Below are 15,266 nucleotides of genomic sequence, written 5' to 3'. Positions count from 1 at the left end.
ACAGGAACTTCTATAGGGAAGATTGCAAATTCAGTCGGCTGCGGGGAAACACACCGCAAATGGCCCGGACGTATACGCGCGCGCCATGGCACGAACCCTGGTCGTTCAGCACGCCAGCTTTCGCCTGCTGACGCTACAGTCGGCGCATGACCATTCTCCTACAGATTGAAGGCGCCGCCATCAATGACATCGCCAGCCTGTACGCGGAGATCAACCGTGTGTTCATGGCCGGCGAAGACTGGCAGCTGGCGCCCAGCCTGGATGGGTTGGATGACCTGCTGTACGGCGGGTACGGCGCCCTGGCCGGACGGTCCACCCGCACCATCATCTGGCGCGATATCGAACACAGCCGCGCAGCATTGGGCGTGGCTGCCACACGCAGCTGGATGCAGGCCAAACTGGCCCATCCCGGTGCATTCAACACCGCAGCCATCGAGCAGCAGCTGGCGGCATTGGAGTGCGGTGAGGGGCAGACCTACTTCGAGATCGTAATGGAGATCTTCGCAGCCCATCCGGACATCACCCTGGTGCAGACCTGAAGCAAGCGGCAGCCCAGGCCTGCGAACGCGGCAGCCCCTGCCCCCACCAGTTACCATGGGCATCCCTGTACCCGCTCCGCCGCCGCCGCCCTCCGGCGCGGCCGGACGCCCTGATCCACGAGCCCCATGTCCAAAGAAAAGTCCGCCGAACACACCCCGCTGATGAAGCAGTTCTTCGCAGCCAAGTCCGACTATCCTGACCTGCTGCTGTTCTTCCGCATGGGCGACTTCTACGAGCTGTTCTACGACGATGCGCGCAAGGCCGCGCGCCTGCTCGACATCACCCTGACCCAGCGCGGCAGCTCCGGCGGCGCGCCGATCCCGATGGCCGGCGTGCCGGTGCACGCCTACGAAGGCTACCTGGCACGGCTGGTGGCGCTGGGCGAATCGGTGGCGATCTGCGAGCAGATCGGCGACCCGGCGCTGGCCAAGGGCCTGGTCGAACGCAAGGTGGTACGTATCGTCACCCCCGGCACCGTCACCGACGAAGCGCTGCTGGACGAGCGCCGCGATACCCTGCTGATGGCCCTGTCGCGCACGAAGCAGGGCTACGGCCTGGCCTGGGCCGACCTGGCCGGTGGCCGCTTCCTCGTCAACGAAGTCGAGACTGACGACGCGCTGGAAGCCGAACTGGCCCGACTGGAGCCGGCCGAGCTGCTGGTGCCCGACGAGGAGAACTGGCCCGACTTCCTGCGCCAGCGCACCGGCGTGCGCCGCCGTGCGCCGTGGCTGTTCGACGCCGACAGCGGCCGCCGCCAGCTGCTGAACTTCTTCAAGCTGCATGACCTGAGCGGCTTCGGCATCGATGACAAGCCGCGCGCAACCGCCGCAGCTGGCGCCCTGCTCGGCTATGTCGAGGAAACCCAGAAGCAGCGCCTGCCGCACCTGACCTCGATCGCGATGGAAACCGCCGGCGAGGCGATCGCGATGAACGCCGCCACCCGCCGCCACCTGGAACTGGATACGCGCGTCGACGGCGATACCCGCAATACCCTGCTGGGCGTGCTCGACAGCACGGTGACGCCGATGGGCGGGCGCCTGCTGCGCCGCTGGCTGCACCGCCCGCTGCGCCTGCGCGAGGTGCTGGTACAACGCCACCATGCGGTGGAAACCCTGATCGACCGTGGCAGCGACGCCGACATCCGCGAGCAGTTCCGCCGCCTCGGCGACCTGGAACGCATTCTCACCCGTGTCGCGCTGCGTTCGGCGCGACCACGCGATTTCTCCACTCTGCGCGATGGCCTGAACCTGCTGCCGGCGGTGCGCGAGGTGCTGGCGCCGCTGGATTCACCGCGCCTGCAGGCGCTGCATGCCGCGCTGGGTGAACATGACGAATGCGCACAACTGCTGGCCAGCGCCATTGCCGAGATGCCGCCGCTGAAGCTGAGCGATGGCGGCGTGCTGGCCGACGGCTTCGATGAAGAGCTGGACGAGCTGCGCCGCCTGTCCACCCATGCCGACCAGTTCCTGGTCGACCTGGAACTGCGCGAGCGCGAGAGCAGCGGCATTCCCACCCTGAAGGTGGGCTACAACCGCGTGCACGGCTACTACATCGAAATCAGCAAGGGCCAGTCCGACCGCGCGCCGGTGCACTACACCCGCCGCCAGACGCTGACCAATGCCGAGCGCTATATCACCGAAGAACTGAAGGCGTTCGAGGACAAGGTGCTGTCCGCGCGCGACCGTTCGCTGTCGCGCGAGAAGTACCTGTACGAGCAGCTGCTGGATACCCTTGGCGCGCAGCTGGAACCGCTGAAGCAGTGCGCCGCCGCACTGAGCGAACTGGATGTGCTGGCAGCCTTCGCCGAACGCGCGCAGGCGCTGGACTGGGCGCGCCCGGAACTGCAGGCCGAGCCGTGCCTGAAGATCGAGCGCGGTCGCCATCCGGTGGTCGAGGCGGTGCGCGAGCAGCCGTTCGAACCGAACGACCTGGACCTGCATCCGGACCGGCGCATGCTGGTCATCACCGGCCCGAACATGGGCGGTAAATCGACCTACATGCGGCAGAACGCGCTGATCGTGCTGCTGGCCCACATCGGCAGCTTCGTGCCGGCCAGCCGTGCGCTGATCGGCCCGATCGACCGCATCCTGACCCGCATCGGCGCCGGTGACGACCTCGCCCGCGGGCAGTCGACCTTCATGGTCGAGATGGCCGAGACCAGCTACATCCTGCATCACGCCACTGCCCATTCGCTGGTGCTGATGGACGAGATCGGCCGCGGCACATCCACCTACGATGGCCTGGCCCTGGCCGACGCAGTGGCCCGCCACCTGGCCTACCAGAACCGCTGCTACACGCTGTTCGCGACCCACTACTTCGAGCTGACCGCGCTGGCCGACGAGCAGCACGAGGGCGGCCGCAGCGGCATCGCCAACGTGCACCTGGATGCCGTCGAGCACGGTGAAGCGCTGGTGTTCATGCACGCGGTGAAGGACGGCCCCGCCAACCGCAGCTTCGGCCTGCAGGTGGCCGCACTGGCCGGCCTGCCGCGCGCCACCGTGGCACAGGCGCGTCGTCGCCTGGCCGAGCTGGAGCAGCGCGGCGGTGAGAGCCATGCCGCCGAGCTGGCGCCGCAGGCACTGGATGCGCCGCAGCAGTTCGGCCTGTTCAGTGCGCCGGCCAGCAAGGCGCAGGAAGCACTGGCAGCAATCGACCCGGACGAACTGACGCCGAAGCAGGCGCTGGAAGCCCTGTACCGGTTGAAGGCGCTGCTGTAACCGCAGCGCACGCCCAAGGCCTCCCGCCTGCCTTGCGGGAGGCCTATCGAAAGGCTCTGCAGATCCGATTCTGCGTTTCAATTGACAGAATCTATCAACCTGAACGAATCATTCGATTATTCATTTCATCCGGCCATAGCTAAAGTCGAGTGAAGATGTTTACCCACGTCTTCACCGCCACCAGGAGCCAGCCGATGAGCCAGTCCGACAACAACAACGCCAAGTGCCCGTATCACAGCGCACCGTCGCCCGAGGAAGGCGCCCAGCAGCAGCGCGAGCTGAGCACCACGCCAAAGCAGAAGCACGGCGATGACCCGGTCACGCCGATGACCACGGCCTTCGGCGCACCGGTGGTGGACAACCAGAACAGCAAGACCGCCGGCCCGCGTGGCCCGCTGCTGATGGAAGACGTCTGGCTGCTGGAAAAGCTGGCCAACCTCAACCGCGAGATCATTCCCGAGCGCCGCATGCACGCCAAGGGCTCGGGCGCGTTCGGCACCTTCACCGTCACCCACGACATCAGCAGGTACACCCGCGCCAAGCTGTTCGAGAAGGTCGGCAAGCAGACCGAGATGTTCGCCCGCTTCACCACGGTGGCCGGCGAGCGTGGCGCCGCCGACGCCGAGCGTGACATCCGCGGCTTCGCGCTGAAGTTCTACACCGAAGAAGGCAACTGGGACCTGGTCGGCAACAACACCCCGGTGTTCTTCCTGCGCGATCCGCGCAAGTTCGCCGACCTCAACAAGGCGGTCAAGCGCGACCCGCACACCAACCTGCGCAGCGCGCGCAACAACTGGGACTTCTGGACGCTGCTGCCCGAAGCCCTGCTGCAGGTGACCGTGGTGATGAGCGACCGCGGCATTCCGCGCAGCTTCCGCCACATGCACGGTTTCGGCTCGCACACCTACAGCTTCACCAACGCCGACAGCGAACGCTTCTGGGTGAAGTTCCACTTCGTCAGCCAGCAGGGCATCGAATCGCTGACCGACGCACAGGCGCAGATCCTGGTCGGTCATGACCGCGAAAGCCACGGCCGCGACCTGTTCGCCGCGATCGAGAAGGGCGACTTCCCGAAGTGGAAGCTGTTCATCCAGGTCATGCCGGAGCTGGACGCGGAAACCTACCGCGTGCATCCGTTCGACCTGACCAAGGTGTGGCCGAAGAGCGACTACCCGCTGATCGAAGTGGGCCAGTTCGAACTGAACCGCAACCCGGTCAACTGGTACCAGGACGTGGAGCAGTCAGCGTTCGCACCGAGCAACCTGGTGCCGGGCATCGGCCCATCGCCAGACAAGATGCTGCAGGCGCGCCTGTTCGCCTATTCCGATGCGCAGCGCTATCGCCTGGGTGTGAACCACCACCAGATTCCGGTGAACGCAGCGCGCTGCCCGGTGCACAGCAACCACCGCGATGGTGCGATGCGCGTGGACGGCAACTACGGCGGCCTGCCGCACTACGAACCGAACAGCTACGGCCAGTGGCAGGAACAGCCGCAGTACCGCGAACCGCCGATGAAGATCCGCGGCGACGCCGACTTCTGGAACTTCCGTGAGGACGACGCCGACTACTTCAGCCAGCCCGGTGCGCTGTTCCGCAGCTACAACCAGGCCCAGAAGGACCGCCTGTTCGCCAACACCGCCCGTGCCCTGGGCGATGCGCCGGACTTCATCAAGCAGCGCCACATCGACAACTGCAGAAAGGCCGACCCGGCCTACGGTGCCGGTGTTGCCGCGGCGCTGAAGGCGCTGGCCAGCCAGCCGTCGGATCCGTTCAAGCCGGCCCAGCCGGAAGCGGACTTCCCCACCGCCACCCCGGGCGCCGAAGACATCGAGCTCTGACCGCCCTCCCCCGTGAACGGCACGCCGCCTCCCCGTGAGGCGGCGTCGCCGTTTTAACGGTCCGCGGCGTACCTTCTGCACGCCCAACCCCAATCAAGGATTCCGCAGATGAGCCTGACCGACGAACTTCTCGCCAAATTGCAGGGCGCCCCGCTGCAGCAGGTGTCGCAGCAGCTCGGCATCAGCGATACCCAGGCTTCCGGCGCGATCAGTGCCGCGCTGCCGGTGCTGATGGGCGCGCTGGGCAACAACGCCTCGCAGCCGCAGGGCGCGCAGGCACTGCTCGGCGCCTTGCAGAACAACCACAGTGGACTGGATCTGGGCAGCGTGCTCGGTTCGGTGCTGGGCGGCGGCGGCGGCGGTGCCGCCAGCGACGGCGCCGGCATCCTCGGCCACATCTTCGGCGGCAGCCAGCAGAAGGTGGAAACCGGCCTGGCCCAGGCCACCCAGCTCGACAGCGGCCGCACCAGCCAGCTGCTGCAGATCCTCGCGCCGATCGTGATGGCCTTCCTGGCCCAGCGCCTCGGTGGCGGCCAGGCCGATGCCGGCTCGCTCAGCCAGGCGCTCGGCCAGGAAAAGCAGCAGGTGCAGCAGCAGGGCGGCATCGCCGGCGGCCTGCTCGGCAGCGTGCTGGACCAGGACGGCGACGGCCAGTTCGGCATGAGCGACCTGCTCAAGCTCGGTGGCAACCTGCTCGGCGGCAAGCGCTGAGGTTTGCGGGCGCCGGACCCGGTCCGGCGCCCTGTTACCTACAGCGCGTCAATATCGCCCAGCGCGCGGATCAAGCGCCGTGCGCGCTTGTCCGGCTTGTGCTCCGGCGGCTGGAACCCATCGCGTGCGGCGATGCGCAGCGCACGCTGTTCAGCACGACGGGCCCTGGAGGCCTCGCTCTCGGCATACAGCTGCTGCGCCGTCGGCGCTGGCCCGCGCTGATCGCTCAGCCCCAGCACCTGGATCTCGAAATGCTCCTCGCCACGGTCGACCTGCAGCTGCTCGCCGACGCGCACCGCGCGTGAGGATTTCGGGCGCTGCCCCGCGACGCTGACCTTGCCGGTTTCGATGGCCTGCTTGGCCAGGCTGCGGGTCTTGAAGAAACGGGCCGCCCACAGCCAGATGTCCAGGCGGACACTGGGCGACAACGGGGAAAGCTCGGGCATTGTTCGCTACTACTCCGGTGGCTTGTTGAGAGGACGCGGGTTGTCCGGATCGGCCCGGCAGCCGGTGCCGCCGATCAGCGGCCGCACGCCGGAGGCCAGGTCCTGGCGCTGGCTGCCGACCAGGCACTCGGGCCGGTCGGTCGGCCGGATCTGGGTATCGCCCAGCCGGTCGTCCATCGAACATGCGGCCAGTACAGCGCTGATCAAGGCCAGCGCCACGCTCCGCTTCACCTGCAGTCGTTGATGCATTGCCACATCCCGCAAACCGGCTTGGTGCTAGTGTGCGCCTCCCGGGATTCGATCACCACTCCATGGCCAAAGCGCCGCTTGACCTGACCTCCGGCCCGATCGGCCGCAATCTCCTGCTGTTTTCACTGCCGATCCTGGCGGGCAACATCGCGCAATCGCTGAACGGTTCGGTGAATGCGGTCTGGGTCGGGCGCTTCCTCGGCGAGGCGGCACTGACCGCCACTGCGAACGCCAACAACGTCATGTTCTTCCTGATCGGCTCGGTGTTCGGCTTCGGCATGGCCTCGACCATCCTGATCGGCCAGGCGATCGGCGCGCGCGACATCGCGCAGGCGCGGCGCGTGGTCGGCACCAGTGCCACCTTCTTCATCGGCCTGTCGGTGATCATCGCCATCGCCGGCTGGTTCATGGCCCATCCGCTGCTGGCGGCGATGGGCACGCCGGCCGCCTCGCTGCCATTGGCCGAGGCCTACCTGCAGATCATCTTCCTGGCGATGCCGACGCTGTACGCGTTCGCCTTCCTCACCGCCGCACTGCGCGGTGCCGGTGACTCGCGCACGCCGTTCCGTTTCCTGATGGTGTCGGTGGCGCTGGACATCGTGCTGAACCCGGTCCTGATCTTCGGCATGGGGCCGTTCCCCGCGCTGGGTATCGCCGGCTCGGCCTGGGCCACGCTGGTCGCGCAGACGCTGTCGCTGGCCGGCCTGCTGCTGTACATGCGGCACAAGCGCCACACCCTGTGGCTGGGCCGCGCCGACATGCGCCTGTTCAAGCTCGACATGACCATCCTCAAGGCGCTGGTGGTCAAGGGCGTGCCGATGGGCCTGCAGATGGTGCTGATCTCGCTGTCGGTGATCCTGCTGATGACCATGGTCAACCAGTACGGCACCGACACCGGCGCCGGTTACGGTGCTGCCCTGCAGCTGTGGAACTACCTGCAGATGCCGGCGATGGCGATCGGCGCGGCGTGCTCGTCGATGGCCGCACAGAACGTCGGTGCGCAGCGCTGGGACCGCGTACGCGGCACCGCGCGCCAGGGCGTGCTGTTCAACTTCCTGCTGACCGGCGCGCTGATCCTGCCCCTGGTGGTGTTCGATCGCCAGCTGCTGGCCCTGTTCCTGCCACCGGCCAGCCAGGCGCTGGACATCGCCCGCCACCTCAACCACGTGGTGATCGGCTCGTTCCTGTTCTTCGGCGTCAGCTTCGTGATCTCCGGCGTGGTGCGCTCCACCGGCGCGGTGATTCCGCCGCTGCTGATCCTGGCCGGCTCGCTGTGGGGCGTGCGCGTGCCGTTCGCCGAACTGCTGCAGCCGTACTGGGGCGCCGATGCGATCTGGTGGAGCTTCCCGGCCAGCTCGCTGGTCTCGATGCTGCTGTCACTGGCGTATTACCGCTGGGGTGGCTGGCGCAAGGCGAAGATGATGGGCAAGCCCTCGCACGCCGAAGAACTGGCCACGCCGTCGGAGATTCCGGCCTGCCCACCATCGCCGGTGGCCGACCCGGATGCCGCGCCACTGCGGTAGTGCCGGCCGCTGGCCGGCAACTTCATGGATCGGTCAATGCACGGTAGTGCCGGCCGCTGGCCGGCAACTTCACACCTCTCCGGAAGCATCGCAAAACAGCCGGCCAGCGGCCGGCTCTACCGCTTCTTCTTCGCAGCGTTGAACGTCGCCGCCGCGCGCAGCAACGCCTTGAACGCAGCGGCATCCGGCACCGCACCTTCATGGATGTCGATCGCACGCCGCGTGTTGCCGTCGAGGCTGGCGTTGAACAGGCCCTTCGGGTCCGCCAGCGCGGCACCGTTGGCAAAGGTCAGCTTCACCGCCTGCTTGTAGGTTTCGCCGGTGCACAGGATGCCGTCATGCTCCCATACCGGCGTGCCGCGCCACTTCCAGGTTTCCTGCACGTCCGGCAGCGCTTCATGGATCAAGGCGCGCACGTGTGCCAGCGCTTCGCCACGCCAGTCGCCCAGCTCGGCGATGCGTGCATCGATCAGTTCAGCGGCCGGGGTTCCGGCATCGGCAGGGTTCGGCGCGTGCGTGGACATCAGCGGTTCTCGTTGGCAAGGGGATCGGAACGGTGCGCTTACATGCGCTCGCCGGGTAATGCCGCGGCTTGGCGCACCCAGTCGAGGAGCTGTGCTTCATCCAGCACCCCATCCTGTGCAATGTGCAGGTATCGCGTATCGGCACTCCTGGACGGCTCGGGCGGCACCGGCGTCAATGCAGCGCCGCGGAAGAACGCCACCTTGATGTAGCGGGTGAAGCAATGGAAGCTGAGAAACCAGCCTGCGCCCGGCGCCACCGCATACATCGGCGAATTCCACTTCACGGCCTTGTGCACGCCAGGCACTGCCTGCGCGATCAGCGCATCCAGCTGTTCGCCGATCGGCCGCTTCCAGTCCGTCATTGCCGCGATATAGGCCTGCACCGGGGCATCGCCCTCGCCCTTGGCAATCTGCGGATTGCCGCCGGACAACAGCGTGGGCGCGGCGGAAGGTGCGGTTCGCTTGGCAGGCATCGCACGGCACGTCCATCGGGATGAAGCCGCAGCCTAGCGCGGCGCGTGCCTGCCGGTCACGGCGCGGTGCGCCATCGGCTCAGTCCGCCTGTCGCGCCCGGAACTGCCGCCAGTCCGGCAACTTGCGGTGGCGGCGCAGCGAGCGCATCAGCGCCGCCATCACCACGCCGAACAGGGCACCGGCCAACAGTCCGGCCGCCAGCAGCAAGGCCAACGGGCGCTCGCTGCCCTGCCACAGCATCAGCCACATCAGCGCGGTCCAGAACAGCCCGAACAGCAGACCCTGCACCAGCGCATTGGTGCCGAAGCCGGCCAGGATCGGCGGTGGCAGCGCGATGCCCATGCGCCACAGCACACGATGCAGCAGCGGCGCCGACTGCACGCGCGCCAGCCCCTTGTCGTCCAGGAAGCGCAGCGCCGACTGGATGACAGCGGGATAGTGCCGGTTGATGTCGTTCATCACCCGATCGTGGCCGATGCGGTGCCGGAAACGCAAACGGCCACCCGAAGGTGGCCGTCGCGGCAACAACCGAAGTTGTTTATCAGGCCTTTTCGGCCAGACGGGCAGCCTTGGCGGCAGCAGCGGCAGCCAGGTCTTCCTTGATGCGGGCAGCCTTGCCTTCCAGGCCACGCAGGTAGTACAGCTTGCCGGCGCGGACCTTACCACGACGCTTCACTTCGACCGAGTCGATGATGGCGCTGTGGGTCTGGAAAACGCGCTCGACGCCGTAGCCGTGCGAGATCTTGCGGACGGTGAACGAGGAGTTCAGGCCGGCGTTCTTGGTGGCGATGACGACGCCTTCGTAGGCCTGCACGCGCTCGCGGCTGCCTTCCTTCACCTTCACGTTGACGACAACGGTGTCGCCCTGGCTGAACTTCGGCAGTTCACGGGTGATCTGGGCGGATTCGAATTCCGCGACGATGGACTTGTTCAGCTTGCTCATGGGTTACACCGATTCTTGTTCGGGTGGGCGTGTCGTATCGACAACGTAGGCTCATGCAGTCACCGGACTGTGCTGCACGTTTGTTTTGGGTACTGCGCGCGCCGGCCGGGGCCGACGGGAATTGGCCATGATAGCCGATAACGCCAGCCCTGCGCTAGGGGCTGGCCTTCTGGTTGCGGGCCTGGCGGCCCTGCTCCAGCAGTTTGCGGTCGGCCTTGCCCAGTGCCTGTTCATCCAGCAGGTCCGGGCGCCGCTCGGCGGTCCGGAGCAGCGACTGCTGGCGGCGCCAGGCCGCGATGGCCGCGTGGTTGCCCGAGCGCAGCACGTCCGGCACGTCACCCAGCGGGTGCTGGGCCGGCTGGCTGTAGTGCGGGCAGTCGAGCAGGCCGAGGTCGCCCTCGAAGCTGTCCTGCGCCGCCGATTCGGCGTCGTTCAGGGCACCGTCCTGCAGGCGGGCCACGGCGTCGATGATCACCGCCGCGCCCAGCTCGCCACCGGACAGCACGTAGTCGCCGAGGGAGATTTCCTCGTCGACATTGGCCTCCAGGAAACGCTCGTCGATGCCTTCGTAGCGGCCACAGAGCAGGACCATGCGCGGCAGCGCCGCCAGTTCCCGCACCTTGGCCTGGGTCAACGGCGCACCCTGCGGGCTGAGATGGATCACCCGCGCCGGGGTCGGATCGGCATCACGGATCGCCTGCAGGCAGGCCTGCAGTGGCTCGATCAGCATCACCATGCCGGGGCCACCACCGAACGGACGGTCGTCCACCCGGCGGTAGTTGCCTTCGGCGTAATCACGGGGGTTCCAGCCATGCAGGCTGAACAACCCCTTCTCCTGCGCGCGCCCGACCACGCCCAATCCAGCGGACTGGGCGAGGAACTCGGGGAACAGGGTGATGACGTCGAAACGCATGCTCACACTCAGAACTCGGGATCCCAGTCGACCACGACCAGGTTGGCCTCGAAGTCGACCGACTTGACGAAGTCCGGCTGCACGAACGGAATCATCCGCTCGCGGTCACCACGGACCACCACCACGTCGTTGGCGCCGGTGCTGAACAGGTGCGAGACCTGGCCCAGGGCAACGCCCTCGGTGGTCTTCACGTCCAGGCCTTCCAGGTCCACCCAGTAGTACTCGTCGGGCTTCGGCGGCGGCAACGCACTGCGGGCCACGTAGATCTCGGTGCCGTGCATCGCTTCGACGGTATCGCGGTCCTCGACGCCGGGGAAACGGGCGACCAGGTGCTTGCCGCTGTCGCGGCCGCGCACACCTTCAATCGTGGTTTCCACGCCGGACGGGCTGCGCAAGATCCACGGCTGGTAACGGAAAATGGCGGAACGTGGCTCGGTCCAGGACTCGAGCTTGATCTCGCCGCGCACACCAAAAGCGCCGACAACCCTGCCCAGCAGGATGCGGCGCTCGATATCTTTCATCTGCTTCAACCAAGAGGGCCACGCCGAAGCGTGGCCCGTCAGGATCAGGCCGCAGCGGCCTGGGACTTGGTCGCTTCCTTGATCAGGTTGCGGACCTTGTCGGTCGGCTGGGCGCCGTTCTTGACCCAATGGTCAACGCGGGCCAGGTCCAGCTCGATGCGCTTCTCGGCGCCCTGGGCGACCGGGTTGTAGAAGCCAACGCGCTCGATGTTGCGGCCGTCGCGCGCGCTGCGCACGTCGGTGACGATGATGTGGTAGAACGGACGCTTCTTGGCGCCGCCGCGGGTCAGTCGAATCTTGACCATGGTGTTTTTCCTATTGCCCAGTCGCCAGGATGGCGAGGTAAGCGGGCGATTATAGCGGCAGAGCCCGGCCGAGCCAACCCCGGGGGCTCGCCCGGGGTCAGATCCCTTTTGCGACGCAAAAGGGATCTGACCCCAGCCCCTGCCAAGCCACGCCCGCCAGCACCGCCCTGCCCTGTTCAGCCAGTGCCTGCGAGCCGGGCAGGACATGCCCGTCGATGGCCTCCAGCGCCCACAGGCCGCTGGCGTTGCAGGCAAAAGCGGCCTTCACACTGTCCAGTTCAGCCAGTGCCAGCGGCCGCGTCTGCTGTCCCCCCGGCCAATGCTGCTTCAGCAGCGCCTCGGCGGTACCGCGCAGGGCCGGCGCCTGCGGCCAGAGCAGCCGTTCACCATCGTGAACGGCCACGTTCCAGGTGCTGCCTTCACTCACGTCGCCATCGGCGGTCACGAACAGCACATCGTCGAATCCTTCCGCCATCGCCGCGCGACGTTCGGCGAACAGACCAAACGTGCCCACATGCTTGATCTGTGGCAGTTCACGCTGCCAGGCCACACTGCGCACGCGCTTGGAGGCGGTCAGCGTCACCGGCGCGGACACCGCCACCAGCACGTCCACCGGCACCGCCGCCAGCGGGTTGCGGAAATCGAAGCGGCGCGAGTACACCGTCACCCGCAGTGAGGCATCGGCCAGGCCGGCCTGCCGCAGCGCCTGCGCCATCCAGCCCCGCACCTGCGCCGTATCCAGTTCGCTGCCGAACAGTTCGCGCGTGGCATGCGACAGCCGCGCCAGATGCAGGTCCAGTCCCTGTACGGCGTGGTCGCGTACCTGCAGCGAGGTGAAGTGACCGTAGTTCACCAGCGCCGGCAGCAGATCCTCCACCTGCGCCGGCAGGCCGTTGCAGGTCAGCGTCATCGCAGCAGTGCCTGCGCCTGTTCCCACATGCCGCGCAGCACGTCGGCGGCCGGCCGTGCCGGCGCCATCCACGCCGACTGCCCGGCCCAGGCCTGCATCGCCGCCAGGCGGTTTTCCTGCGCGGCCTGCCTGCGCATCGGCGCGGTCAGCCCGCGCTGCACCGGATACGGACGCGGCGCCGGGGCGCCTTCCGCAGCGGCGGCGCGTACATAGGGGGTCGCCAGGCCACGGCCCAGGCGGCCGCTGAAGGCGCGGGTCGGCCAGGTATCTTCGGGTTCGCTGGCCGCCAATCCATCGGCCCACGCTGAAGCGATCGCCGCTTCGGGCGTGCGCAGGAAGGCAGTGCCGATCTGCACGGCGCTGGCCCCCAAGGTGAGTGCGGCAGCAATGCCACGGCCGTCGGCGATACCGCCGGCGGCGATCACCGGAATCTGCAGGTGATCGGCCAGGCGTGGCAACAACGCAAACAGGCCGACCAGCTGGCGCTCGGCCATCGCCGGATCGAACGCACCGCGATGGCCACCGGCCTCCACGCCCTGTGCGACCACCGCGTCGGCACCGGCGTCCTGTGCCGCACGCGCTTCGGACAAGGTGGTCGCACAGGCGATCCAGGCAATGCCGGCATCCTTCAACTGCTGTACGTGGCGCGGCAGCAGCACGCCCATGATGGTCGAGGCCACCGCCGGGCGCGCCGCCAGCAGTGCGGCGAACTGTTCTTCGAAGTCGGCGGGCGTGGCATCGGCGGCGCTGGCCGGCACGTCCGGACCCCACTGCGCGAGGAAGGTGCGGCTGGCGGCTTCAGCGGCGACATCACGGGTCGGTGCCGGGTCCGGCACCCATAGGTTCACCTGTGCGGGGCCCGTCGAGGCAGCGCGGAAGTCATCCATCCAGTGGCCGATATCGGCCGATGACGACAGCACCGCGCCCATCGCCCCCATGCTGCCGGCATTGGCCAGCGCAGCCGACAACGGCACCGGGCAGGCGCCGGCCATCGGGGCCAGCAGGATCGGAACGGAAACGCCAAAGCGCCGGCAGAACGCCTCGACGCGGGAAGATACAGCGGAACTCTGCATGACGGCCCATCGTTTCGGACAGGCCCCCATGGTGCGCGCAGGACGGGGGTAGAGTCGAGCTTGCTCGACTCTACCTCGACCGGGGCACCGACAGAAAAGCAGTCGAGCATGGCTCGACTCTACAAAAAAAGCCGGTGTTCAACGCATCAACGGAACGGCATGCCGCGGCCGCCCATGGCGCCCATCATGCCCTTCATGCTGCGCAACATGCCCTTCATGCCGCCGCCGGCCATCTTGCTCATCATCTTTTCCATCTGCATGTACTGCTTCATCAGCTTGTTGACGTCGGCCGGGGTCACGCCCGAGCCCTTGGCGATGCGCGCGCGGCGCGAGCCATTGAGCAGGTTCGGGTTGCGCCGTTCCTTCTTGGTCATCGAGCCGATGATGGCGATCATGCGCGGCACTTCCTTGCCCTGGCTGACCTGCTGCTTCAGATGGTCGGGGATGTTGCCCAGGCCCGGCAGCTTGTCCATCAGGCCGCCGATGCCGCCCATGTTCTGCATCTGCTCGAGCTGGTCGCGCATGTCGTTCAGGTCGAACTTCTTGCCCTTGGCGACCTTCTCGGCCAGCTTGGCGGCCTTGTCCTTGTCGACCTGCTGCTCGACCTGCTCGACCAGCGACAGCACGTCGCCCATGTCCAGGATGCGGCTGGCGATGCGGTCCGGGTGGAACACGTCCAGGCCTTCCGGCTTTTCGCTGACACCGACGAACTTGATCGGCTTGCCGGTGATGTAGCGCACGCTCAGCGCGGCACCGCCGCGGGCGTCACCGTCGGTCTTGGTCAGTACCACGCCGGTCAGCGGCAACGCATCACCGAAGGCCTTGGCGGTGTTGGCCGCGTCCTGGCCGGTCATGGCGTCGACCACGAACAGGGTTTCGGCCGGGTTCACGGCAGCGTGCAGGGCCTTGATCTCGGCCATCATCGCTTCGTCGATGGCCAGGCGGCCGGCGGTATCGACCAGCAGCACGTCGACGAACGACTTGCGCGCATCGTCGATTGCGGCGCGGACGATGGCTTCCGGCTTCTGGTCGGCGCTGGACGGGAAGAACAGCACGCCGACCTGCTCGGCCAGGGTCTTCAGCTGCTCGATCGCGGCCGGGCGGTAGACGTCGGCCGAAACCACCATCACCTTCTTCTTGCGCTTTTCCTTCAGGTGCTTGGCCAGCTTGCCCACCGTGGTGGTCTTGCCGGCGCCCTGCAGGCCCGCCATCAGGATGATGGCCGGGGCGGGTACGTTGAGGTTCAGGTCGCTGGCTTCGGCGCCCATCACCGCGGTCAGCTCGTCGCGGACGACCTTGATCAGGGCCTGGCCCGGGGTCAGCGACTTCAGCACTTCCTGGCCGACCGCGCGCACCTTGATGCGCTCGATCAGGGCCTGCACCACCGGCAGCGCAACGTCGGCTTCGAGCAGCGCGATGCGCACTTCGCGGGTCGCCTCGCGGATGTTCTCCTCGGTCAGGCGGCCGCGGCCACGCAGGCGCTCGATGGTGCCGGAAAGGCGCTGGGTCAGGGACTCGAACATGCGGCGCAACCTGTCTGAAAGCGGGGGACAATAAGGCAGACAGTATAACGGGTCCG

Annotated in this window: 17 protein-coding genes; 5 read left to right on the top strand and 12 right to left on the bottom strand. The window is 67.3% G+C overall.

Annotated features, from left to right (window positions below):
* The first annotated feature begins 146 nt into the window (after nt 1-146).
* The 4 genes from ACUZUJ_RS06130 to ACUZUJ_RS06115 all read left to right on the top strand — a co-directional run bounded on the left by ACUZUJ_RS06130 (nt 147) and on the right by ACUZUJ_RS06115 (nt 5,806).
* Nucleotides 147-539, top strand: coding sequence for a barstar family protein (locus ACUZUJ_RS06130; protein WP_049446398.1), 393 nt, complete (start codon nt 147-149; stop codon nt 537-539).
* Between the two features lie 126 nt (nt 540-665).
* On the top strand, nt 666-3,257 hold the full coding sequence (mutS, locus tag ACUZUJ_RS06125; RefSeq protein WP_049446400.1) for a DNA mismatch repair protein MutS: 2,592 nt from the start codon (nt 666-668) through the stop codon (nt 3,255-3,257).
* A 194-nt stretch (nt 3,258-3,451) separates the two neighbouring features.
* Nucleotides 3,452-5,095 carry a catalase gene (locus ACUZUJ_RS06120; protein WP_049446402.1) on the top strand — a complete coding sequence of 548 codons (1,644 nt, stop codon included), beginning with the start codon at nt 3,452-3,454 and terminating at the stop codon, nt 5,093-5,095.
* 108 nt (nt 5,096-5,203) lie between these two features.
* Nucleotides 5,204-5,806: a DUF937 domain-containing protein gene (locus ACUZUJ_RS06115; RefSeq protein ID WP_049446404.1), complete on the top strand. Its 603-nt coding sequence runs from the start codon at nt 5,204-5,206 to the stop codon at nt 5,804-5,806.
* Nucleotides 5,807-5,844: 38 nt separating this feature from the next.
* Here the strand turns inward: ACUZUJ_RS06115 and hslR are convergent, their stop codons facing one another.
* The gene (gene hslR / locus ACUZUJ_RS06110) at nt 5,845-6,252 is read right to left on the bottom strand and encodes an Hsp15 family ribosome-associated heat shock protein (protein WP_049446406.1); all 408 of its coding nucleotides are present in this window, start codon (nt 6,250-6,252) and stop codon (nt 5,845-5,847) included.
* A 9-nt stretch (nt 6,253-6,261) separates the two neighbouring features.
* On the bottom strand, nt 6,262-6,501 hold the full coding sequence (locus ACUZUJ_RS06105) for a hypothetical protein (RefSeq protein WP_049446409.1): 240 nt from the start codon (nt 6,499-6,501) through the stop codon (nt 6,262-6,264).
* A 62-nt stretch (nt 6,502-6,563) separates the two neighbouring features.
* On the opposite strand from ACUZUJ_RS06105, the gene ACUZUJ_RS06100 reads away from it, so the two are divergent.
* Nucleotides 6,564-8,024 (top strand): MATE family efflux transporter, encoded by a 1,461-nt coding sequence (locus ACUZUJ_RS06100; protein WP_458220111.1) that lies wholly within the window; start codon nt 6,564-6,566, stop codon nt 8,022-8,024.
* 116 nt (nt 8,025-8,140) lie between these two features.
* Here the strand turns inward: ACUZUJ_RS06100 and ACUZUJ_RS06095 are convergent, their stop codons facing one another.
* The 10 genes from ACUZUJ_RS06095 to ffh all read right to left on the bottom strand — a co-directional run bounded on the left by ACUZUJ_RS06095 (nt 8,141) and on the right by ffh (nt 15,210).
* Complete coding sequence (locus ACUZUJ_RS06095) at nt 8,141-8,548, bottom strand: DUF1801 domain-containing protein (RefSeq protein WP_049446414.1); 408 nt, start codon at nt 8,546-8,548, stop codon at nt 8,141-8,143.
* 38 nt (nt 8,549-8,586) lie between these two features.
* Nucleotides 8,587-9,021, bottom strand: a complete 435-nt coding sequence (locus ACUZUJ_RS06090) for a DUF1801 domain-containing protein (protein ID WP_049446417.1) — start codon at nt 9,019-9,021, stop codon at nt 8,587-8,589.
* Between the two features lie 79 nt (nt 9,022-9,100).
* Nucleotides 9,101-9,481 carry a DUF6404 family protein gene (locus ACUZUJ_RS06085; RefSeq protein WP_014036408.1) on the bottom strand — a complete coding sequence of 127 codons (381 nt, stop codon included), beginning with the start codon at nt 9,479-9,481 and terminating at the stop codon, nt 9,101-9,103.
* Between the two features lie 82 nt (nt 9,482-9,563).
* The gene (gene rplS, locus ACUZUJ_RS06080; protein WP_005408597.1) at nt 9,564-9,965 is read right to left on the bottom strand and encodes a 50S ribosomal protein L19; all 402 of its coding nucleotides are present in this window, start codon (nt 9,963-9,965) and stop codon (nt 9,564-9,566) included.
* A 154-nt stretch (nt 9,966-10,119) separates the two neighbouring features.
* Nucleotides 10,120-10,878, bottom strand: a complete 759-nt coding sequence (trmD, locus tag ACUZUJ_RS06075; RefSeq protein WP_049446419.1) for a tRNA (guanosine(37)-N1)-methyltransferase TrmD — start codon at nt 10,876-10,878, stop codon at nt 10,120-10,122.
* 8 nt (nt 10,879-10,886) lie between these two features.
* Nucleotides 10,887-11,399 carry a ribosome maturation factor RimM gene (rimM, locus tag ACUZUJ_RS06070; RefSeq protein WP_049446488.1) on the bottom strand — a complete coding sequence of 171 codons (513 nt, stop codon included), beginning with the start codon at nt 11,397-11,399 and terminating at the stop codon, nt 10,887-10,889.
* Nucleotides 11,400-11,443: 44 nt separating this feature from the next.
* Nucleotides 11,444-11,704 carry a 30S ribosomal protein S16 gene (gene rpsP / locus ACUZUJ_RS06065; protein ID WP_005415733.1) on the bottom strand — a complete coding sequence of 87 codons (261 nt, stop codon included), beginning with the start codon at nt 11,702-11,704 and terminating at the stop codon, nt 11,444-11,446.
* 97 nt (nt 11,705-11,801) lie between these two features.
* Nucleotides 11,802-12,614: an aminotransferase class IV family protein gene (locus tag ACUZUJ_RS06060; RefSeq protein ID WP_049446420.1), complete on the bottom strand. Its 813-nt coding sequence runs from the start codon at nt 12,612-12,614 to the stop codon at nt 11,802-11,804.
* The gene (locus tag ACUZUJ_RS06055) at nt 12,611-13,687 is read right to left on the bottom strand and encodes an NAD(P)H-dependent flavin oxidoreductase (RefSeq protein WP_101765138.1); all 1,077 of its coding nucleotides are present in this window, start codon (nt 13,685-13,687) and stop codon (nt 12,611-12,613) included. The genes ACUZUJ_RS06060 and ACUZUJ_RS06055 overlap by 4 nt, the downstream gene beginning before the upstream one ends.
* Nucleotides 13,688-13,833: 146 nt before the next feature.
* Nucleotides 13,834-15,210 carry a signal recognition particle protein gene (gene ffh / locus ACUZUJ_RS06050; RefSeq protein ID WP_014036403.1) on the bottom strand — a complete coding sequence of 459 codons (1,377 nt, stop codon included), beginning with the start codon at nt 15,208-15,210 and terminating at the stop codon, nt 13,834-13,836.
* Between the last annotated feature and the right edge of the window lie 56 nt (nt 15,211-15,266).

Source organism: Stenotrophomonas sp. S4, assembly GCF_054187805.2.
Note: the sequence above shows the minus strand (reverse complement) of the source record. Positions and strands in the feature narration are given on the sequence as shown.